This window comes from Secundilactobacillus odoratitofui DSM 19909 = JCM 15043 (assembly GCF_001434895.1).
In the GTDB taxonomy this organism is placed as follows: domain Bacteria; phylum Bacillota; class Bacilli; order Lactobacillales; family Lactobacillaceae; genus Secundilactobacillus; species Secundilactobacillus odoratitofui.
Map to the genome: position 1 here is coordinate 1 of NZ_AZEE01000001.1, position 21,898 is coordinate 21,898.

17 protein-coding genes, 1 tRNA gene and 1 pseudogene are annotated in these 21,898 nt (G+C 44.2%); 3 read left to right on the forward strand and 16 right to left on the reverse strand.

Going from position 1 to position 21,898, the window contains the following annotated elements; genetic code table 11:
* From FD04_RS00005 to FD04_RS00030, 6 genes and pseudogenes are all read right to left on the reverse strand, one after another.
* Positions 1–1,118, reverse strand: a pseudogene (locus tag FD04_RS00005) (hypothetical protein); the annotation flags it as partial.
* 141 nt (positions 1,119–1,259) lie between these two features.
* Positions 1,260–2,579, reverse strand: a complete 1,320-nt coding sequence (gene eno, locus FD04_RS00010; RefSeq protein ID WP_054702060.1) for a phosphopyruvate hydratase — start codon at positions 2,577–2,579, stop codon at positions 1,260–1,262.
* A 96-nt stretch (positions 2,580–2,675) separates the two neighbouring features.
* Positions 2,676–3,431 carry a triose-phosphate isomerase gene (gene tpiA, locus FD04_RS00015; protein WP_056946143.1) on the reverse strand — a complete coding sequence of 252 codons (756 nt, stop codon included), beginning with the start codon at positions 3,429–3,431 and terminating at the stop codon, positions 2,676–2,678.
* 160 nt (positions 3,432–3,591) lie between these two features.
* On the reverse strand, positions 3,592–4,794 hold the full coding sequence (locus FD04_RS00020; protein WP_056946144.1) for a phosphoglycerate kinase: 1,203 nt from the start codon (positions 4,792–4,794) through the stop codon (positions 3,592–3,594).
* 100 nt (positions 4,795–4,894) lie between these two features.
* Positions 4,895–5,905, reverse strand: a complete 1,011-nt coding sequence (gap, locus tag FD04_RS00025; RefSeq protein WP_056946145.1) for a type I glyceraldehyde-3-phosphate dehydrogenase — start codon at positions 5,903–5,905, stop codon at positions 4,895–4,897.
* Between the two features lie 65 nt (positions 5,906–5,970).
* Entirely contained in the window at positions 5,971–6,999 is a 1,029-nt protein-coding gene (locus FD04_RS00030; RefSeq protein WP_056946146.1) for a sugar-binding transcriptional regulator, read from the reverse strand.
* A 238-nt stretch (positions 7,000–7,237) separates the two neighbouring features.
* Between FD04_RS00030 and FD04_RS00035 the strand changes: the two genes are divergently transcribed.
* Positions 7,238–8,173, forward strand: a complete 936-nt coding sequence (locus FD04_RS00035) for an alpha/beta hydrolase (RefSeq protein WP_056946147.1) — start codon at positions 7,238–7,240, stop codon at positions 8,171–8,173.
* A gap of 49 nt (positions 8,174–8,222) precedes the next feature.
* Here FD04_RS00035 and FD04_RS00040 read toward each other — a convergent pair.
* Positions 8,223–8,294 (reverse strand) — tRNA-Arg (locus FD04_RS00040).
* A gap of 280 nt (positions 8,295–8,574) precedes the next feature.
* Here FD04_RS00040 and FD04_RS00045 point away from each other — a divergent pair.
* Positions 8,575–9,168, forward strand: a complete 594-nt coding sequence (locus FD04_RS00045; RefSeq protein ID WP_054702047.1) for an ATP-dependent Clp protease proteolytic subunit — start codon at positions 8,575–8,577, stop codon at positions 9,166–9,168.
* 54 nt (positions 9,169–9,222) lie between these two features.
* Here FD04_RS00045 and whiA read toward each other — a convergent pair whose 3' ends face one another.
* The 4 genes from whiA to FD04_RS00065 all read right to left on the reverse strand — a co-directional run bounded on the left by whiA (position 9,223) and on the right by FD04_RS00065 (position 12,975).
* A complete protein-coding gene (gene whiA, locus FD04_RS00050; protein ID WP_056946148.1) occupies positions 9,223–10,161 on the reverse strand; it encodes a DNA-binding protein WhiA in 939 nt (312 codons plus the stop codon).
* Between the two features lie 5 nt (positions 10,162–10,166).
* The gene (locus FD04_RS00055; protein ID WP_056946150.1) at positions 10,167–11,177 is read right to left on the reverse strand and encodes a gluconeogenesis factor YvcK family protein; all 1,011 of its coding nucleotides are present in this window, start codon (positions 11,175–11,177) and stop codon (positions 10,167–10,169) included.
* Complete coding sequence (gene rapZ, locus FD04_RS00060) at positions 11,177–12,055, reverse strand: RNase adapter RapZ (RefSeq protein ID WP_056946152.1); 879 nt, start codon at positions 12,053–12,055, stop codon at positions 11,177–11,179. The genes FD04_RS00055 and rapZ overlap by 1 nt, the downstream gene beginning before the upstream one ends.
* A gap of 89 nt (positions 12,056–12,144) precedes the next feature.
* The gene (locus FD04_RS00065; protein WP_056946154.1) at positions 12,145–12,975 is read right to left on the reverse strand and encodes a LysR family transcriptional regulator; all 831 of its coding nucleotides are present in this window, start codon (positions 12,973–12,975) and stop codon (positions 12,145–12,147) included.
* Positions 12,976–13,089: 114 nt separating this feature from the next.
* Here FD04_RS00065 and FD04_RS00070 point away from each other — a divergent pair, with 114 nt between their 5' ends.
* Positions 13,090–14,097: a YeiH family protein gene (locus FD04_RS00070; protein WP_056946156.1), complete on the forward strand. Its 1,008-nt coding sequence runs from the start codon at positions 13,090–13,092 to the stop codon at positions 14,095–14,097.
* Between the two features lie 79 nt (positions 14,098–14,176).
* Here FD04_RS00070 and uvrA read toward each other — a convergent pair whose 3' ends face one another.
* From uvrA to FD04_RS00095, 5 genes are all read right to left on the reverse strand, one after another.
* A complete protein-coding gene (uvrA, locus tag FD04_RS00075) occupies positions 14,177–17,032 on the reverse strand; it encodes an excinuclease ABC subunit UvrA (RefSeq protein ID WP_056946158.1) in 2,856 nt (951 codons plus the stop codon).
* A gap of 15 nt (positions 17,033–17,047) precedes the next feature.
* Complete coding sequence (gene uvrB / locus FD04_RS00080) at positions 17,048–19,054, reverse strand: excinuclease ABC subunit UvrB (RefSeq protein WP_056946160.1); 2,007 nt, start codon at positions 19,052–19,054, stop codon at positions 17,048–17,050.
* 130 nt (positions 19,055–19,184) lie between these two features.
* A complete protein-coding gene (locus FD04_RS00085) occupies positions 19,185–19,709 on the reverse strand; it encodes a GNAT family N-acetyltransferase (protein ID WP_054702038.1) in 525 nt (174 codons plus the stop codon).
* A gap of 123 nt (positions 19,710–19,832) precedes the next feature.
* Positions 19,833–20,774, reverse strand: coding sequence for a thioredoxin-disulfide reductase (trxB, locus tag FD04_RS00090; RefSeq protein WP_054702035.1), 942 nt, complete (start codon positions 20,772–20,774; stop codon positions 19,833–19,835).
* 110 nt (positions 20,775–20,884) lie between these two features.
* Entirely contained in the window at positions 20,885–21,898 is a 1,014-nt protein-coding gene (locus tag FD04_RS00095; protein ID WP_056946162.1) for an NAD(P)H-dependent glycerol-3-phosphate dehydrogenase, read from the reverse strand.

Genomic DNA, 21,898 nt, shown 5'->3' on the forward strand with positions numbered 1-21,898 from the left:
TTTGCTTCTGGTTTTGCTTCTGGTTTTGCTTCTGGTTTTGCTTCTGGTTTTGCTTCACTTTGTTGCATTAATGCCGGCTTCGATACTGTTGGCTGATTCGACTCTTGTTCCGGGTTCGGCTCTGAGGCTGGTCCTAGGCTCGATTCTGGTTGCTGATTTAACTCCAGTTCTGGTTTCGATTCTGGTTCCGGATTTGATTCCGATTCCAGGTTCGATTCTGGTTCCGGCTTTGACTCCGGTTCCGGCTTTGACTCCGGTTCTGGCTTTGACTCCGGTTCTGGCTTTGAGTCTGGTTCTAACGCCACGTTTGAGGCCATTTCGAGGGCAGTTTGATCAGATACTTCAAACCGAACAATGCCGTCACCCTCTTCATCGTACGTAACGGTCTGCTTCACTGACTCTTTATCAACCGTATTGACATGGCGCTTTAGCTCAGTGAGCTTTTCATCAATATCTTGAAAAGCCACTGTGACTTGCTTTGGTAACTGGTGTTGAATAACTGATTGTGTGGCCTGATTAACCACAATTATCTTTAAATGAACCTGACGACGATGAATTACTGTTTCAAACTTTGTCTCGTCTACAGTGATTTCTTTTTCCTTTTCATCCGCCAGCCAGTATTGTCCTTCTAACTCGCCTGAAATAACTGGCTGATAGGCCCCGCCGTTTGTGCCGTATGCATACTCATATTTTTCAAAAATTTTTGAGCTGACGGTTTGATCCGGATTGACAAGTTTGTAAGTTAAGCTAGGGTGATGAGCCAGCCCCCTAATTCGATAACGAGCAGTGAAGACTTTGTTCTTAATTTCAGTGCCCAAAAATTTCGATGCATCATTTCGTGACTCATAACCTGGAAAGAGTGTCAATAAATCAAACCCCTTGAGTCGCTCGTTCATAACACTTACACCTGGTATCAGAGCATCCACAAAATGTGAATGTTGCTCCGCTTTTACTCGAAAATCTGGTGCGTTGGCATCTTGAACCTCTCGGTCAAGATGGAACTTAATCGTATACGGTATGAACTTTTGTGCTGCTTTTACCGTTTGCGATTGTGGACCGGTTAGCATCCCTACCATAATACCGAGTCCCATTAAAATCTGATTGCGTTTGCTTACCATTAAAACACTCCTTCTCACCTTGGTACCCATACCTACGAAAAAAGAGCATTCGGTTGTTTTAAACTCGATACAGTTCACAATCAAAAAGGATGAACGTCAATGACGTTCATCCTTAATTCTAACTTTTCAGTTAATTGTTAATTACTTGTTTTGGATAGCTTCGCGGGCTTGTTCGCTCAAGTTGTAGAATGAGTGGATACCCTTGTAGTCAGAAACTTCACCAAGTTGGTCTTCGATACGCATCAATTGGTTGTACTTAGCGATACGTTCGCCACGGCTCATTGAACCAGTCTTGATTTGGCCTGCGTTCAAGGCAACAACCAAGTCAGAAATGGTGGTATCTTCAGTTTCACCAGAACGGTGAGAGATGATAGCTGTGTAACCAGCTTCCTTAGCCATTTCAACGGCTTCAACAGTTTCAGTCAAAGTACCGATTTGGTTAAGCTTGATTAAGATTGAGTTTGCAACGCCCATCTTGATACCCTTTTCAAGGTAATCAGTGTTGGTAACAAACAAATCATCACCGACTAATTGAACCTTCTTGCCTAAGCGAGAAGTTGCCATTTGCCAATCTTCCCATTCGTTTTCATCCAAAGGATCTTCGATAGAAACAACTGGGTACTTGTCAACGATGCTTTCAAGCAAGCTAACAAATTCTTCGGCAGTGTATGACTTACCGTCACCAACCAAGTTGTAGGTCTTAGTTTCAGTGTTGTAGAATTCTGATGATGCACAGTCAAAGGCGATTGCAACGTCTTTGCCAGGTACATAGCCAGCCTTCTTGATTGCTTCAACCAAGATTTCGAATGGTTCTTCGTTGTTCTTCAAGTCAGGTGCAAAACCACCTTCGTCACCAACGGCAGTAGAGTAGCCGCGGTCGTTTAAGATTGCTTTCAAGGCGTGGAAAGTTTCGGCACCCATACGAATAGCTTCCTTAACAGAAGGTGCACCAACAGGCATAATCATGAATTCTTGGAAGTCAACCTTGTTGTTGGCGTGCTTCCCACCGTTGATAACGTTCATCATTGGTGTAGGTAATAAATGACCGTTGAAACCGCCTAAGTAGTTGTAAAGCGGAACTTCAAGTTCATCAGCAGCAGCACGGGCAGCAGCTAATGAAACACCCAAGATGGCGTTGGCGCCAAGCTTGCCCTTGTTAGGGGTACCGTCTAACTTGATCATGGCCTTATCAATAGCGATTTGGTCAGTTACATCGTAGCCGACAATTTCCTTGGCAATCAAGTTGTTAACGTTGTCAACAGCCTTAGTAACGCCCTTGCCACCAAAACGGCTCTTGTCACCGTCACGTAATTCAACGGCTTCGTGTTCACCGGTTGAGGCACCTGAAGGAACGATTCCGCGGCCAACAGCGCCGGCCTCAGTGTAGACTTCAACTTCAACAGTTGGGTTACCACGTGAGTCTAAGACTTCGCGTGCGTAAATATCAGAAATAATTGACATTATATTCTCTCCTTATGAAAGTTTAACCTAGCGGGAAACAATTCCCCGCAGTCTATTCTATTAGTTTACCCTTGAACTTGCAATTATAATTTGGCTTTATTTTTGATAGTGTGCTAATTGCAGAAAAGTTTCGGCCTTCAAACTGGCACCACCTGCTAAAACACCATCGATGTTTGGCTTGGCCATGATCTCCGCAATGTTATCCGGATTAACACTACCACCGTATAGCACACGCATTTGATCAGCTACCGCGTCACCGTAAATGTCAGCGATTGTTTGACGAATGAGGTAACAGCCCTCTTCAGCTTGATCCGCGGAAGCTGATTTGCCACTACCAATCGCCCAACTTGGCTCGTAAGCAATAATTAACTGTCGCGCCAACTCATCACTCACACCCTTTAAGGCACCAGTAACTTGACTCACGACCCAGTGAATTTTCTCACCGGCTTCGAGACGCCCCATTGTTTCATCACAACACAGAATTGGTGTCATATGATTGCGATAAACAGCATGAACCTTACGATTAATCACATCGTCAGTTTCACCGAAGTAACTACGCCGCTCAGAATGACCAACAATCACGTATGGAATACCCATTTCGGCCAATGCCATCGGACTCGTTTCGCCAGTAAAAGCACCCGAATCCTCGTAATAACAATTCTCTGCACCGACTTTTAACCGGTTGGTCGTGTTTAACTCAAGCATCGTTTCTAATAAAATAACTGGTGCTGCAATTGCCGTTTCAACCTGATCTGGTGCCGGTAATTGATCAACAACCGCTTGCATGAAAGCACGGGCGTCATTGACCGACTTATTCATCTTCCAATTACCCGCAATTAATGGTATCCGCACAGTAAACGCTCCTTTTGTTCAACAATTTGAAGTAACAGGTTCATTTTATCGAATTGAAAACGTTTTATCCAGTATCTTGGGCCTCATCGCCACTGTCAAAAATGGCCTAATCGCTTAGACTAAAGAAGCCAGGAGGTGTCCTGGCTTCAAAAAAATTAATTTATTTATCACTAATTGCGGCGATACCTGGTAAAGTTTTACCTTCAAGGTATTCAAGTGAAGCGCCACCACCGGTAGAAATATGGGTTAATTGATCGCCAACACCTAATTGTTGAACAGCAGCGGTAGAATCACCACCACCGACAATGGTTGTTGCATCGCTTAAAGTACCCAAGAATTTACCGATTTCAAGTGTGCCTTCGGCGTAGTTACTCATTTCGAACACACCCATTGGGCCGTTCCAAACAACTAACTTAGCTGATTTCAAAACATCCTTGAATTCAGCAACTGACTTTGGTCCAATATCAAGGGCCATGTAACCATCAGGAATGTCGCCTTCAACAGTTTTGTGGGCAGCATCGTTATCAAACTTTTCGGCAACGATTGAATCCACAGGCAAGACAAGCTTATCGCCAGCCTTATCCATGATTTCTTTAGCCAAATCAATCTTATCGGTTTCAACAAGTGAGTTACCAATCTTCATACCCTTTGCGGCGTAGAAAGTGTAGGTCATCCCACCACCAATGATAACTTTATCGGCTTTGTCTAATAAATTATCAATGACACCAATCTTATCAGAAACCTTAGCGCCACCTAAAATAGCGACAAATGGGTGAGCTGGGTTGGAAACGGCGCCACCGATGAACTTAATTTCTTTTTCCATCAAGAAACCAGCAGCAGTTTGCTTCATGTTGGCAGCAATCCCAACGTTTGAGGCGTGTGAACGGTGTGCGGTACCAAAGGCATCGTTAACGAACACATCGCCAAGTGAAGCCCAATACTTACCCAATTCAGGGTCGTTCTTTGATTCGCGCTTAACTTGTTCACCATTTTTAACATCTTCATAACGAGTGTTTTCCATAACCAAAACATCGCCGTTTGACATCTTGTTAATGGCTTCTTCAAGTTGAGCACCTTCAGTCGTTGGGACGAAGGTAACTGGCTTGTTCAGCAAGTTTGATAAACGTTCTGCAACTGGACGCATTGACAAGCCTGGTTTGTCATCTTCAGACTTAATGCGACCAAGGTGAGAAAGTAAGATGGCTTTGCCACCATGATCAATCACGTATTGAATGGTTGGTAATGCAGCAACGATACGATTATCGTTACCAATCACACCATCCTTGATAGGAACATTGAAATCTACACGCATTAAGACTTTTTTGCCTTCAAGCGCTAAATCAGAAACAGTTAATTTAGCCAATTTAAAACCCTCCTGGTTAATTCTCAATTAATGCCGTATTGACGATAAAAGGCGAAGAAAGTCTCCTCCCTCCGCCTTTTAATTGAGTACTTTATTTAAATTAAAGTGAAGCAAAGTGCAACAAAGTACGTACCATGTTGCAAGTGAAGCCCCATTCGTTGTCGTACCAAGCAACAGTCTTAACGATCTGAGTGTCACCGGCAGTCGTAACTTCAGTTTGAGTTGGGTCAAATACTGAACCATGAGGGTCGTCAATGATGTCAGTTGAAACGATTTCGTCATCGTTGTAACCAAAGGCATCGTTGTTAACAGTGTGCTTCTTGATTGCTTCGTTGATTTCGTCAGCAGTGACCTTCTTGTCAAGGACAGATACTAATTCAGTCAAAGAACCATCAACAACGGCAACACGTTGTGCATGGCCTTGTAATTTACCGTTCAATTCTGGGATAACCAAACCGATAGCCTTAGCAGCACCAGTTGAGTGAGGAATGGTGTTGATGCTTGCGGTACGGTTGTTACGCATCTTCTTACCGCGAGGGCCATCAAGAATTTGTTGAGTAGCAGTAAAGGCATGAATCGTGGTCATAGTACCGGCCTTGATACCGAATTCTTCATTTAAGAAGTATGCCATTGGTGCTAGACAGTTAGTTGTACATGAACCGGCAGAAACGATCACATCGTCAGCCTTCAAAGTATCCAAGTTAACACCTGGCACAACAGTCCGAACGTCACCTGCAGGAGCTGAAACTAAGACACGCTTAACGCCGGCGTCCAAGTGAGCTTGTGACTTTTCTTCTGAAGTGTAAAAACCAGTACATTCAAGTACAAAGTCAACCCCGTCGTTCTTAACCCAAGGAATGTTTTGAGCCTTTGGTTCTGCGTATACAGGGATTTCCTTGCCGTCAACAACGATACCTTTATCGGTTGCTGAAACTTCGCCAGGGAAACGACCATGTGTTGAATCATACTTTAAGAGGTATGCCAACATTGAAGGGGTAGTTAAATCATTGATAGCTGCGACTTCGATGTCGTCAGAATGAAGTTCGTGAATCCGCTTGAACGCTAAACGACCAATGCGGCCGAAACCATTAATACCAATTTTTACAGTCATAACTGTGTTTTCCTCCTTTAGGAAGTAAAAATAATTATTTTAAACAGCAATACCTATATATAGTATCACTTCTTTAAAATCATGTCAGCTAAACCTTCGTCTGTGACCAAAAAAGTTCCAGTCGGAGGTATTTTGAAATATGCCTCAACAGCGGCAGCCTTACTATGACCGCCTGCCACGGCAACCACGAGATCCATTTTTTCCAAATCGGATATCGATAAACCAAGCTTGGGAACCCGGTAGACAATTTGACCGTTTTGATCAAAGAAATCACCGAATGCCTCACCAACGGCTTGCCGCTTGGTTAACGTTGCCATGTCCGTTTCAGACATTTGACGTCTCTGAGCCATTGCCATTGCATCCCCAACACAATGAATTGCAACATTTGCGTTAGCAATAATGGACAGGGTTTTCGCAATTAATGGCTCACGACGCAGTGATGAAGATGTTGCTTCAGACGTTAGCTCAGGCAGATACAGTGCTTGATACCGACTGTTCGTTGCAGTCGCCATTCTGGCACAAACCGTATTTGCTTGAATGTCGGGCGACTCACCCATGCCACCACGGGCGGGAACAAACGTTAAGTTGCGTTCATCGGTCAACGTTGCCGTTAAGTTATTGGCAACGGCCGCCATCGTGGTGCCACCCATTACAGCAACAATGCTATCAGCTGATGGTAATTGCTGCCTGAGTAAATCATTGGTAACGCGTCCCATGGCCTGTTTGACGTCTGGCTGCGAATCAGAATCACCCGAAACGATCAGACACCCCTTTAAGCCAAGTCGTTCTTGAAGTAACGCTTCCTTTTTACGAATACCGGTTAAGTCTTCAACCAGTGGCTGCAAATTCAACACAGCCTTTTGACCATCGCCAGTAAGACGCACACCCTTAGGCGCCATCTCAATCAAACCACTCTCAACCAAACTATCGAGATCAGTTCTGACCGTTCGCTCCGTTAGCGCCAACTTCTCAGCGAGCAGTCGCCGACCGACCGGTTGCATCCGGCTCACGGTCGACAATAACGAGTAACGTCTGAGCAGTTTTTGGGTCATCTTCGGTACTACCGCATTCACCCATCTCCACTCGAGATCCATAACCATACCCACTCTCTGTTACCAATTGGGACAATATATGTCCCATGTTGACGTAATACGACCCAGTGAGGTCAAAAATTAATGGGTTACCTAACCCACAAAGCAAATTATAGCAGTCAAAATAACGAAATGCAACTTAGTCGATAAGTTGGTTGCGCTTGCAATGACGACAAATTTTGGCTGGTCGTGCCCCTCAACTTGTACTAAAATAAAAATTTGATTACTAGGAGGTCCACTTTTGAATAAAAAAAGTATCGTCATCGTGATCGACGTCATTTCTCTGATCATCATTATTGGCTTTGGCATCACTCACAGCTTACAAGCCCATTTGAGTCACTCTGCTAAAGACCAAACAGCCATTACTGCCTCGCCAAGTCGCGTCGAAAACCGGTCTCTGTACAGCTCGTTACTTAAAAAGCAGTGGCACTATCGTGTTTACTTGCCGGCAAATTACCAGCGCTTGAAAGCCCAAGGTCAACGATTTGCTTCAATTTACATGCTTCACGGTACCAACGGCGACCAGACCGACTTTACGACGAAATCCCAAACAAAACACTTTTTGGATAAACTGGTAAAGAAATTCAACGAACCAGTCATTGTCGTCTTCCCTTCAGCTGAGGATTCTTTCTACTTAAACACTAAGACTCAACCGTATGAACAGGCCATTATGCGTGAACTCATTCCTAAAATCACGCAAACCTATCAAACAGCTGGCGGCAATAAAAGAGCCATTGGCGGTTTATCAATGGGCGGGTACGGCGCTGCACGCCTATTATTCCGCCATCCAAATCAATTTTCAGTCGGTATCATGCTCTCGCCAGCCGTTTGGCAAGTTGCGACACCTCACATCCAAGCGAATCCGACCATTGCTGGTTGGCGTCAAAACGGTAGCTTTTCCACGACGTTGTATAACGCGTCAAAGCCAACGCGATTTGTTAAGTCTTACCTTCAAAAAGCCACCCCACCGGCCGCACTTTACGTTGAAAGTTCAAAATACGATACCCATGTTCCAATCAAAAACGTTAATTATTTTGTTAAACGGTTGCGTCAAGACGGCCTAACCGTCAACTATCAAGTTGATAACTTTGGCGGTCATAGCTGGACTTACTGGGATCAAATCTTACCGCAAGCTTACCAGTTTGCTTTCCAACAGTTTAATAAAGCAACACAATGAATTTAGATCACGAAAAAAGGATGCCAACTGGCATCCTTTTTTATCTGAGTGCGCCTGGAGGGAATCGAACCCCCATTTCAAGAACCGGAATCTTACGTGCGATCCATTACACTACAGGCGCATAGTTTGCGTTTCAACACTAGAATACTATACCTGAATTTGAATATAAATTCAAGGGGCAATTCAGAACTCTCAAAAACAACAATTAGCAATATAAGCTTTAGACTGCCAGAAAATGGTAAAATATGGTATTCTAACTAGTGTGAGATTGAGACGCCAATGATTAACTAGTTTTAAAATCTTTTTGTTTGACCTTTATTGACCTTTGGGTTAAACTACAAATCAGTTAGTCATCAGACGGCTAATCTATAACGAATTGATCATAAGGAGGCTGCAAAGCTATGAACTTAGTCCCAACGGTTATCGAACAATCGTCCCGCGGTGAACGTGCTTATGATATTTACTCTCGCCTATTAAAGGACAGAATTATCATGCTTTCCGGTCCAATTGAAGATGATATGGCCAACGCCATTATCGCACAACTTTTGTTCTTGGATGCACAGGATTCAACGAAGGATATTTATCTCTACATTAACTCACCAGGTGGTGTTATCACTTCTGGTATGGCAATTTACGATACGATGAACTTTATTCAGTCTGATGTTCAAACCATCGTGACTGGGATGGCTGCTTCAATGGCCAGTGTCCTTGCTTCTTCAGGTACTAAGGGCAAGCGTTTCGCATTACCACATTCACAAGTCTTGATTCACCAACCATCAGGTGGTGCTCAAGGTCAACAAACAGAAATTGAAATTGCTGCCGAAGAGATTTTGAAGGCACGGAAGATGATTAACCAGATTTTATCTGATAACTCTGGTCAACCAATCGAACGGGTTAATACGGACACTGAACGTGACCATTACTTAACTGCTCAAGAAGCCGTCGATTACGGTTTGTTAGATGCAATTATGACCAGTTCTAAAGATCGTAAATAACCTGCAATTTAAGACACAAAAAAGGTGAGCCGCTTGGCTCACCTTTTTTGTGTCTTAAACCACTTTTGCTTCTCTTAAACTATCCGCATACTCACTAATTTTGCGTAATCGATGGTTAATGCCAGATTTAGAGATCGCACCACTTGGAATCATGGTACCTAACTCCTTAAGGCTGACTTCGCGATTAGCTAACCGAGTTTCAGCCACTTCGCGCAATTTAGGTGGTAACTGGCCCAATCCAACTGAAGCATCAATAAATTCGATGCTTTCAATCTGTTTACTAGACGCAGTTGCGACTTTATCCATATTCGCGTTTTCGCAATTAACCAACCGGTTAACTGAATTACGCATGTCACGCATGATGCGAATGTCTTCAAACTTAAGCATCGCACTAGTTGCCCCAATCAACGACAAAAAATCCGCAATTCGTTCGCCTTCTTTTAAATAGGTAATAAACCCACCGCGACGAGGCGTTGTTCTTGCGTTTAAATCGTATTGATTGATCATCTTAGCAATCATCTGGTTATGGGTTTCATAAACAGAATAGATTTCCAAATGATACCGCGAGGTTTCCGGATTATTCACTGAGCCACCTGCCAAAAAGGCGCCCCTTAAATATGACCGCACCTGTGCATCACTCTGCAATAATGACTCTGGTACATCTTCAATAATTTGACCATCCTTAAAAATGCCCAAATCGTCCAAAACTTTATCCGTGCCTTCATTAACCCGCACAATATAAAGATTATTCTTCTTTAATTTCATTTTACGCCGAACCATCAGTTCACTTTCGACATCGTAAAACTGTTTAAGTAACTGGTAGATGCGTCTAGCGATAGCAGGATTTTCAGTTTGAATATTTAACACAAAATGATGATTGGCAATTGCAATTGAACCATTCATCCGAATTAAGGCAATGAGTTCCGCCTTAGCATTCTCCTTATGAACTTCCAACGTTGTTAGTTCTTTTTTTACTTCACTTGCGTATGACACCCTGTCTACCTCCCCTCAGATACACGCGAATTGACCTGACCTAGCAGGTTCATTAACTCTTCCACAACTAATTTACCGTTATGAAAGGCACCGTTATCTCGCAATTCCAAGAAATCGGCTGAAATCACGCGACAATCTTGTGCCCGTAATCCCTTAAAATCGTGAATCACTTGCCGTGACATCTCGTTCCAGCGTTGATAATCAATGTATTCATCTGGTACTTTTTTCGTGTTAACTAATACCGTATTGATCACGTTTTGGTGTAGGTGTTGATTCAATACTCGGACGTGATCGGCATCCGTAAACTTTTCAGTTTCACCCTTTTGCGTCATGATATTGCAGATGTAAACCACTTCAGCGGGCGTCCGCCGTAGCGCTTCACCCACGTTACCGATCATTAAGTTCGGTAAAATACTGGTAAACAAACTACCAGGCCCCAGTACGATTTGGTCAGCTGTCATAATTGCTTCAATCACCTCATCAACCGCCTCCGGTGCAACATCGTGATGTTGGCTAGATGTCACCCAAACGTGTTTGATTAGTTTATGCGCTGCAGTGATTTCGGATTCACCGGTCAGCGTTGTACCATCCGAAAATTCGGCATTGAGCTCTAACGGTTCGTTAGCTGCCGGATAGATATGACCGTCCACTTTCATAATGTGGGACAATTCCTGCACAGCATCAAAAATACCGTTTCGCATTTCAGATAACGCTGCAATCACTAAATTCCCCAGCGCGTGCCCGGCGAAAAATTGATCATTACTATCAAAACGATATTGGAATAGTTGTAAATCAATCGTTGGCAGTGATGATAAAGAAACCACCACGTTACGAATATCGCCAGGTGGCACAACATTGACATAGTCTCGAATAATACCAGATGAGCCACCATCATCCGCAACGGTCACCACCGCAGTGATATCCACATCGTGGCCTTTTAGGTTGCGCAAGATAACGGGCAAGCCAGTACCGCCACCCATCACCACAATCTTAGGGCGATGTCGTTCTTCCATCATTAATTCGTTTCCTTTCGTTTCGCAATATCGCGGTGACTGATGTGCACGGGGTAAGTTTCCCCAAGCGCATTACCAATTCGTTCAGTCAAAGCAACCGACCGATGTTGACCACCAGTACAGCCAATTGCGATTGTTAAGTTCGTTTTGCCCTCTCGTTTATAACCGGGCACCGTGGTTGTGAGCAGACTCAAAAACTGTTGGTAAAACTGCTCTGTTTCCGGCTGCTGCATCACGTAATCATAAACTGGTTGATCTAAGCCCGTTTGATTTTTGAGCTCTGGTAGATAGTACGGATTAGGTAAGAAGCGGACGTCCATAACGATGTCGGCGTCAATCGGCAACCCATATTTGAACCCAAACGACATGAGTTCGATGTGAAAAGTCTGATTCTCACCAGATTCAAAACTGTGAAAAATCTCTTCACGTAATTTACGCGGTGTGAGTTGCGTCGTATTGATAACTAACTGCGCAGCTTGTTTCAACGGCGCTAAAAGCTTACGTTCATCCTTAATGCCATCAACTACCCGGCCATTTCGCGCTAAGGGGTGTGACCGCCGCGTTTCTTTATAGCGAGAGACCAAAGTTTCATCATCCGCATCCAAGAAAACAATTTGAGCCATATCTGACTGACTTAAATCGGAAATGTCAGTCGTCATCTGCTTAATTTCACCGTAAAAAGCCTTGGACCGTAAATCAATGACTACGGCCACTTTTTTAATTTTGCCTGATTCTTGAACCAACTCCCAAAACTTATTCATGAGCGAAGGCGGCATATTATCAATGCAAAAATAACCTAAATCTTCAAAGGCCTGCATGGCAACTGTCTTACCAGCACCACTCATGCCTGAAATAATGACTAATTGTTCTCCATTATCCATTGCGTTATCTCCCATCGACCCAATTTAATTCATTTGACCATTCTAGCATACCTGGCGTGCCATTACTAATAATATCCGGGTGTTGCACTTTATTTACGCGATATTTGGCGAATCGTTTGTGCCATAACTCGCCTTAAATCAATCAATTCAGGGTTCGGCTCATGATCTAATCCAATCAAATAAAAGTTACGATGATACTGCTGGCTAAGTGACCGTTGTGGTACGGTGGCAGGTAACACCCCTGCTGACATGAGGGTTTTACCGATTCCGTGTGCGAGCAAGCCAATAATACTTTGATTACTATCGATCACAAGAGTCTGTTTTGGCACGATGCCCTGCTCATGTAAGTAAGCATCCGTATAGTGTCTGACGCCAGAACCTGGCTCACGTAACAGCCATAATGTTTCATCTGAATTACCAGCCAACACCAGTTCGTCACCTGGAATGGTCACTTGTTGGACGTAGTCGGCGACAATTGGCTTTTCAATAATGCCAAACGCAATTTCGCGATCAATCACTGCTTGTAAAATTGCTTCGGAGTTCATAGTATGGATCGTAATTGAAAACCTTGAGTCGGCCAAAAGCGAATGAATAATTGCGGGTAACAATTCCACCGAGGTCGTCTGTGAGAAACCCAAGATAACGTTTTTTCTAGGATGAGCTGCCAGCTGTTGCACTTCTTGGGTGCCTTGCTGCCAAGTTTGCAGCAATTGTTCTGCTGTTTTGTAAAAATGAGTGGCCGCCGTCGTTGGGCGAACTTGACGATGCCCATTTCGTTCGAATAAAACAACACCCAATTGTTCCTCTAACTGATGAATCTTGACGGACACACTTGGTTGTGAAATAAACAGTTGTTTAGCCGCCAACGAAAAATTACGGGTTTCATATACCGCCATGAACGTCTTAATGAATTTGTCCATTACTGACTCCTTTCGATTAAAAATATTAATTAAAACTATTATAAATAGATATTTTATTAATAGCAAGAATACCTGTATACTTCACAAAGTATTAAAAGAGAGGGAGGAGTCATTATGAAACCAGAACGGGCAGTGTTACCCGGATTCGGCCTCAGTTTGTTACTTGCAATTATTAGTCAAGCGTTAAATTCTACCATTTTAAAGGGGTTCGGCGCCCCCACAATTGCCTTACTGATTGGGATTTTGCTTGGTAATACCATCATTCGGCAGCCATTTTGGCAAAGTGGTACCGCCTGGTCAGAAAAGCGGCTCTTAGAGTATTCCGTCATGTTGCTCGGCGCCACGATTACGTTTCAAACCATCCAAGCCCTTAAACTGAGTGGAGTGGTGTTCATCCTGTTACAAATGACCATTACAATTTGTGGGGCCATGCTATTAGGTAAATTACTTCACTTCTCGGAAGGGATGACGTTATTGATGGCTGGCGGCAACGCCGTTTGCGGCTCTAGTGCAATTGCAGCCATCACACCAGCGATTGAAGCCCGCGATGAAGACAAGCGATTGGCGGTCACGTTGGTGAATTTGATGGGCACGATTTTAATGCTTTCATTACCCGTGATCAGTTTACTCACTTTTCACCACCAAAACTTTTTATGTGGTGCGTTAATTGGTGGCACTGTTCAATCAGTCGGTCAAGTCATTGCCAGTGCAACCATGGTCAATGATCCGACAACCACTTATGCAACGTTGTTTAAAATTTTGCGGATCATCATGTTGGTTGCGGTGGTACTCCTCTTCAGTCGCATCCATCAGCATAATCAATCGTTGGCGGGCAACCAAAGCACGGTTCAAAGTAGCTGGCGTCGCGCACTCCCCTGGTACGTGATTGGGTTTGTTGTCTTATGCGCGTTAAATTCATGGCTGCACTTCGATCCGGCCATCTCTGGTCTGGCACACGGTTTATCGGGTTGGTGTGAAGTTACCGCTCTGGCAGCAATTGGACTGCGCCTCAACTTTGCGGCCTTCATCAAAGCCGGCAAGAAACTAGCGTTGTATGGCGGTGGTATCCTAATCGTTCAGGTGGCAAGCGCCATCCTTTTGATCACACTACTGCTTAAATAAAATAAAAAGCACCCGGACAACAGGTCGCGACATTGTCGCCGATTTGTTGTCCGGGTGTTTTGATATTCGTCAGAATTAACTAAGCTTGCGATCGCTTAGCATCAGCCATTCGTTGCTTATCACGTGCCAAAACTGGCGCAAGATATTGGCCAGTATAGCTCTCCTTGACTTGAGCAATTTCTTCAGGGGTTCCGGTTGCGACCACTTGGCCACCGCCATCACCTCCTTCTGGTCCAAGATCGATCAAATGATCAGCAGTTTTGATTACATCCAAATTATGTTCAATGATCAATACGGTATTGCCACTATCTACTAGACGATGTAAAACATCCAATAAGCGTTTAATGTCGTCAACATGGAGTCCAGTAGTTGGTTCATCAAGAATATAGAAGTTTTTACCATCTGACTTCTTTTGTAACTCAGAAGCCAGTTTCATCCGTTGTGCTTCACCGCCTGAAAGGGTAGTAGCTGACTGTCCCAAGGTGACGTAGCCTAAGCCCACGTCATGAATGGTTTGAAGTTTACGGGTGATTTTGGGAATCGCACTAAAAAATGCTAATGCTTGATCGACTGTCATATCAAGCACTTCAGCGATATTTTTGCCCTTATATTCAACTTCCAGGGTTTCTGAATTATATCGCTTGCCATGACAAACTTCGCATGGTACATAGACGTCCGGGAGAAAGTTCATTTCAATTTTCAAAATGCCATCACCATGACAGGCTTCACAACGACCGCCTTTCACGTTGAAACTGAACCGTCCTTTTTGATACCCCCGAAGCTTAGCCTCACTAGTTTGTGCAAACAAACCACGAATATCATCAAAAACACCGGTGTAGGTTGCGGGGTTACTTCGCGGTGTTCGGCCAATGGGGCTTTGATCGATATCGATAATTTTTTCGATATTTTTAATGCCAGTAACCGATTTGTACTTACCTGGTTTTTCCGAGTTATGGTTAATCTTTTGCGCCAGTACCCGTTTCAAGATCGTATTGACTAACGTCGATTTACCTGAACCTGAAACCCCAGTCACGACCACAAATTCACCCAGCGGAAAGTCAACTGTAATTTGCTTCAAGTTGTTTTCGGCTGCGCCAGTGATCCGAATCTTCTTGCCGTTACCTTGGCGGCGTTCAGTTGGCACTGGCACGAATTTCTTACCAGACAAGTACTGTCCCGTCAGTGATTTTTTCACCCGAGTGACTTGCTTTGGCGTCCCGGCAGCCATTACTTGACCACCATGTTCACCAGCGCCCGGACCAATATCAATCAGGTAATCTGATGCTAACATGGTATCTTCATCGTGTTCAACCACAATCAAGGTATTGCCCAGGTCCCGCATTTTCTTTAAGGAAGCGATTAATCGATCATTATCCCGTTGGTGTAACCCAATTGAAGGCTCATCGAGGATATAAAGGACTCCAGATAGATTGGACCCAATCTGGGTAGCCAATCGAATTCGTTGCGCTTCCCCACCAGAAAGGGTGCGGGCTGCCCGACTCAGCGTCAGGTAATCCAACCCGACGTTTTCTAGGAACGTTAACCGATCACGAATTTCTTTCAAAATGGGACGTGCGATGGCTTCATTTTGCTCACTAAATTTAAGTCGATCAAAAAACGGTAATTCTTTGCCAATCGCTAAATCAGAAACTTCACCAATGTGTTGCCCGTCAATTTTAACGGCTAGCGCCTTGCGGTTTAACCGGTAACCATGACAGGTTTGACATGTCAGTTCACGGAAGTACTGTTGCATCTGACCCTGGGTAAAATCAGAACCATTGTGGTAACGACGATCAACGTTATTGATCACGCCTTCAAAAGGCGCGTCAGTCTCACGAACACCACCAAAGTCGCTATCTAACACAAAGTGATATGACTTGCCCTTTGAACCATACAGAACAAATTGTTGATCCTCTGTTGAAAGTTTTTCCCAAGGTGTGTCCATATCCACCCCAGCTTGCTCACAGGCTTGACGTAGCATTTCAGGGTAATACTTCGAGCTAGAGTTCCAAGGTGCTAAGGCGCCCTCACGCAAAGTCTTAGTTTGATCAGGTACGATCAAATCAGGATCAACTTCCAACTTCATCCCCAGCCCGTCACAGTCTGGACAAGCACCAAATGGCGCGTTAAATGAGAACAACCGTGGCTCTAATTCACCGACCGTAAATCCGCAGATTGGACAAGCATAGTGTTCTGAAAATAAGATCGGTTCGCCGTCAATCACATCTGCAACGGCGTAGCCACCGCTAAGTCGAAGTGCGGCTTCAAAGGAATCAAATAAACGGGAGCGAATGCCATCCTTGACCACGATTCGATCAACAACGATATCGATCGAGTGCATTTGATTCTTATTCAAGTCAATTTCTTCATCAATATCATGAATTTCGCCGTCAATTCGAACGCGCACAAACCCCTCGCGCCGAATTTTGTCGAAAACTTTTTTGTGTTGCCCCTTCTTCTCACGAACAATGGGTGACAAAATCTGTAGCTTGGTTCGTTCTGGTAACGATAAAACCTTATCAACCATCTGCTCAACTGTTTGACTAGTAATTTCGGTCCCATCATTTGGACAAATTGGTGTCCCAACTCGAGCCCACAGCAATCGTAAATAATCATTGATTTCAGTAACCGTTCCAACCGTTGAACGCGGATTTTTGGAAGTGGTTTTTTGGTCGATTGAAATTGCTGGCGATAGACCATCAATTGAGTCCACATCAGGTTTATCCATTTGGCCCAAGAATTGACGTGCATATGCGGACAAACTCTGGACGTAACGGCGTTGACCTTCCGCATACAGCGTATCAAAAGCTAGTGAACTCTTACCTGAACCAGACAAACCGGTTACCACAACCAGTTTATTCTTAGGAATTTTAACGTTAATGTTTTTTAAATTATGGGCGCGTGCCCCGTGAATATCAATATAGTCGTTTGACAAAGTGCTCCCCCTTGGCTAGCCATCTAATTCGGTTTTAAGTTCCAATACCGTATCACGTAACGTGGCAGCGTGTTCGAAATCAAGTTTCTTAGCTGCACTACGCATCTCGTCTTCAAGCCGCTTAATCATATCCAGTTGTTCTTCGTGTGACATTGACTCAAAGTCGCTTTCAACAAAGTCATCCTTCTCGCCACTACCCTCTGACGGTTTCGTCACACTGATGAGGTCACGAATATCTTTTTTAATGGTCTTAGGTGTAATGCCATGCTTTTTATTATAGGCAGTTTGAATCTGACGACGACGAGCTGTTTCATCCATCGCACGTTGCATCGAATCTGTCACGTGGTCGGCATACATAATAACTGCCCCGTGTTCATTACGAGCAGCCCGACCCATGGTTTGGATCAGTGACCGTTCATTTCGAAGAAAACCTTCTTTATCAGCATCTAAAATCGCCACTAGGGAAACCTCGGGTACGTCGATCCCCTCACGTAACAAGTTGATACCAACTAACACATCGTACTTACCAAGTCGTAAATCACGGATAATCTCAGTTCGTTCCAAAGTCTTAATGTCACTGTGTAGATAGGCAACTTTAATGCCCAAATCTTTCAGATAGTCCGTTAAATCTTCTGCCATTTTTTTAGTTAAAGTTGTCACGAAAACGCGTTCGTCTGCATCGATTCGTTGATTGATTTCACCAACTAAATCGTCCATTTGGCCCATAATTGGCCGGACTTCAACCGTTGGATCAAGTAAACCAGTCGGCCGAATAATCTGTTCGACGACCGTATCAGTCTGATCCATCTCGTAGTCACCTGGCGTCGCCGACATGTAAACGACTTGATTAACGTGATCTTCGAATTCATCGAGCTTTAACGGCCGGTTATCCAAAGCACTTGGCAAGCGAAAACCGTAATCAACCAGCTGTTGTTTACGAGAACGGTCACCATTATACATACCACGCACTTGTGGCATCGTGACGTGTGATTCATCGACAACCAGCAAGAAGTCTTTGGGGAAGAAATCCAGCAGTGTATACGGTGGCTCACCTGGTTTACGACCGTCCATAAACCGTGAGTAGTTTTCGATACCGTTGGTGTAACCCATCTCGCGGAGCATCTCAATATCGTAAGTTGTTCGCTGTTTTAAGCGCTGTGCCTCCAACAGCTTGCCGTCACCTTCTAAAACGGATAAACGGTCTTTTAATTCATCTTCAATCCCAGTAATGGCATGATCCATAATATCGTCATTGGTCATAAAGTGGGTTGCCGGGAAGATAGCGACGTGTTCGCGGTCACCAATGATCTCACCAGTAAGGGCATCAACTTCACGGATACGGTCAATTTCGTCACCGAAGAATTCAACCCGTAACGCCCGTTCATCACGTGAGGCCGGAAAAATCTCGACAACGTCACCATGAACTCGGAACCGACCACGTTGAAAGTCGATATCATTTCGGTCAAATTGAATATCAACCAGTTTGCGCATCAAATCATTTCGTTCGATTTGTTGACCAACTCGCAACGAAACGGTGTGATTTTTATACTCATTAGGATCCCCCAAGCCAAAGATCGATGACACTGAGGCCACCACGATCACATCGTTACGCTCAAGCAACGAACTAGTCGCTGAGTGTCGCAGTTTATCAATCTCATCATTAATGGAAGAGTCCTTTTCGATGTAGGTATCACTTGAGGGCACGTAGGCTTCCGGTTGATAATAATCGTAATAACTGACAAAGTATTCAACCGCATTATTCGGGAAAAATTCCTTAAATTCGCCATATAACTGTCCAACCAACGTTTTATTATGCGATAAAATCAACGTTGGTTTATTGACGTTCTTTATCACATTAGAAATCGTAAAGGTTTTCCCAGTTCCAGTCGCACCTAATAATACTTGGGCGCGTTTACCTGCATCAATACCAGCCGTCAGTTCCTTGATGGCATTAGGTTGATCTCCCGTTGGCTGATACTTGGACACTAAGTCAAATTTACGATTCTCCTGTCGTTCAATCACGCTCGTGACCCCCTTAATTTAAAACACGTTAAAAGTAGGAAAGCATTCGCCTTCCTACGTGCGTTCGTCTATTCTAACATACCGAACGTATTTTCGCCACTAACCGGGTTATCACTGCTAAATCAGTCAATTAGAGTGCTCGTTGATAGACGATTGCGTCCACGAATTGACCATTGATCCGGGTTCGCGTCTCTGATATCGCCTGAAACCCAACTGCTTCATAAAAGTCACGACCTGCCTGATCGGCTTTTAAAACCAATAACTGCACTTGAACAGCTGTCAATGCCTTAAGTGTCGTTAACACAGTGGCCATGATGGCCCGTTGATCCGCCTCCGAAAGGTGTTCAGCATCGACAAAATATTGTCCTAGCCAGACTAATTGCGGTAGCGGATAATCAATGGTTAAATCCAGCGTTGCAATTAATTGGCCATGATCAAACAACCCTAAGTAGTTTTTTTGTGCTGGCGTTGCGTCACTGGCAACTTCATCTAAATCACGAACCGCTTCCTGCTTTGTTAAGCGATGGTCCAAAAACAAATCAAAGTAAGCCTGATGTTGTTTCTGCAAAGCGTATATTTGATCTTCATCCTGATGAGTCAGTGGCCGTACCTCATAATCCAGTTGTGCTTCAAGCTGCGTTGCAAGTGTCTCCATGGTTTCGCCATCCTTTTTCTCATTTCAATTACACACTTAATTATACCGAGTTTGGGAGTTCAAAAAAAGCGGTACTCAAAGTCAAGTTTGAGTGCCACTTTCATGAATAACATTGGTGTTAAACTAAACCGTTGCTCCGGTATCAGCAAGTGATTCAATGTACTTAAACACTTGTTGACCCGCAACGCCACCATCACCAACTGCAGTAGTGATTTGACGAAGATCCTTAGCTCGAACGTCGCCAATGGCAAAAATACCAGGTACTTTAGTCGCCATATTCTTATCAGTTGGAATCCAACCGGTTTCGTCAGTAATGCCAAGATCACCAAATTGCTCAGTCTTAGGCAAAATACCAACGTAAATGAAGACACCACTGGCATCAATCGTCTGCTCTTCACCAGTCTGATTATTAACGACCTTAACACCGGTGACTTTTTGATCATCACCTAGAACTTCCTCAACGTTACTATTCCAAATGAAGTTCATCTTGTCATTAGCAAATGCCCGGTCTTGAATAATCTTTTGGGCGCGTAACTGATCACGACGATGAATCACAGTCACTTTGGAAGCGAGCTGTGTCAGATAAAGTCCTTCTTCAACAGCGGAATCACCACCACCAACAACGATGACTTCACGGCCTTTGAAAAAAGCACCATCACAAACTGCACAGTAAGAAACACCGCGGCCACCATAAGCTTCTTCGCCAGGTACACCTAGTTTACGGTATTCTGAGCCGGTCGCAATGACGACTGCCTTCGCTTCAAAACTGTCAGTATCAGTTTTAACCACTTTAATCGCACCGTGGTCTTCAATTCCTTCAACGTTACCATAGGCGTATTCCGCGCCGAACTGGGTCGAACCTTGATACATGTTCTCAGCCAAGTCTGGGCCCATCACTGAAGAAAAACCTGGATAATTTTCAATTGCCGCTGTGTTGTTCATTTGACCACCATAAATCCCGCGATCCAACATCAAAACGGATAGGTTAGCTCGTGACGCATATAGCGCTGCAGTCATGCCACCAGGGCCTGCACCGATTACAATCACATCATATTGTTTTGCCATCAAAGTTCCCCTTTCACTCGTACCATCGAGAAGTTAATTTAATGGCACTAACTTTACTATCTTTTTGTAAGTTTGTCTAGCATTTAGCCAACAAGCAATTTGTCGCACCCTTAAAATTCTGATCGACCCTCACGTTGCATCAAATCAGAAATAGCTTCTCGGATATCCTTGCCTTCATAAAGAACTTGGTAAATCGCCGTTGTGATTGGCATGTCCACACCCCGTTGCTTAGCTAATTCGTAAGCCGACTTGGTAGTTGCCACACCCTCGATCACCATACCCATGGTGTCAATCACTTCTTCAAGGGACTGACCTTTGCCAAGTTCATCACCGGCACGCCAGTTACGGGAATTGTGGCTAGTCCCAGTCACAATAATATCACCAACGCCTGCTAAACCAATAAAGGTCAGCGGGTTAGCACCGAACGAAGCACCTAACCGTGAGATTTCAGCTAAACCACGAGTCATCAAAGCAGCCTTAGCATTGTCACCATAGCCAAGACCGTGTAAAGCACCAGTCCCTAAGGCAATAATGTTCTTCAAGGCAGCCGCAATTTCAACACCGATTACGTCTGTGTTGGTATAAACCCGGAAGTAACGGTTCATGAATAATTTTTGAACGTGTTCAGCGGCGCTCAAATCAGTACTTGCAGCTGTTACCAAGGTAATATCCTTTTTGGCAACGTCCTCGGCATGACTAGGACCTGAAAGGACGGTAATCGACTGACGTGATTCTGCAGGGATCTCTTCAGCTAAAATCTCCGACACCCGCTTGTAAGTATCCTGTTCGATCCCCTTACTGGCATGAATCAGTGCTGGCTTTGTATGTAGCTCGGCTAATGCACGCTTGGTTTGACTAGCAACTGAGCGAACTGCTTTAGTTGGAACCACAAACAAGACGGTTGTGGCGTCTTTCAATGCAGCTTTAAGGTCAGAATATGCCACTAAGGTTTCAGAGTAGGTAAAATCCTTAATATAATGCGTATTAGTATGGTGTTGATTGAGTTCGTCGACCTGATCTTGTTTATAAGACCAGAGTGAAACGTCGTGACCATTTTCGTCTAACAAGTTCGCTAAAATACTACCCCATGAGCCTGCGCCTAATACTGCAATTTTTTCAGACAT

Excerpts from the sequence above, each read along its gene's own strand:
- trxB (WP_054702035.1), bottom strand. The coding sequence starts at position 20,774 with ATGGCAAAACAATATGATGTGATTGTAATCGGTGCAGGCCCTGGTGGC.
- rapZ (WP_056946152.1), bottom strand. The coding sequence starts at position 12,055 with ATGGATAATGGAGAACAATTAGTCATTATTTCAGGCATGAGTGGTGCT.
- FD04_RS00045 (WP_054702047.1), top strand. The coding sequence starts at position 8,575 with ATGAACTTAGTCCCAACGGTTATCGAACAATCGTCCCGCGGTGAACGT.
- FD04_RS00030 (WP_056946146.1), bottom strand. The coding sequence starts at position 6,999 with ATGGATCTCGAGTGGAGATGGGTGAATGCGGTAGTACCGAAGATGACC.
- FD04_RS00095 (WP_056946162.1), bottom strand. The coding sequence starts at position 21,898 with ATGTCTGAAAAAATTGCAGTATTAGGCGCAGGCTCATGGGGTAGTATT.
- FD04_RS00070 (WP_056946156.1), top strand. The coding sequence starts at position 13,090 with ATGAAACCAGAACGGGCAGTGTTACCCGGATTCGGCCTCAGTTTGTTA.
- gap (WP_056946145.1), bottom strand. The coding sequence starts at position 5,905 with ATGACTGTAAAAATTGGTATTAATGGTTTCGGCCGCATTGGTCGTTTA.
- eno (WP_054702060.1), bottom strand. The coding sequence starts at position 2,579 with ATGTCAATTATTTCTGATATTTACGCACGCGAAGTCTTAGACTCACGT.
- FD04_RS00085 (WP_054702038.1), bottom strand. The coding sequence starts at position 19,709 with ATGGAGACACTTGCAACGCAGCTTGAAGCACAACTGGATTATGAGGTA.
- FD04_RS00065 (WP_056946154.1), bottom strand. The coding sequence starts at position 12,975 with ATGGACAAATTCATTAAGACGTTCATGGCGGTATATGAAACCCGTAAT.
- FD04_RS00055 (WP_056946150.1), bottom strand. The coding sequence starts at position 11,177 with ATGATGGAAGAACGACATCGCCCTAAGATTGTGGTGATGGGTGGCGGT.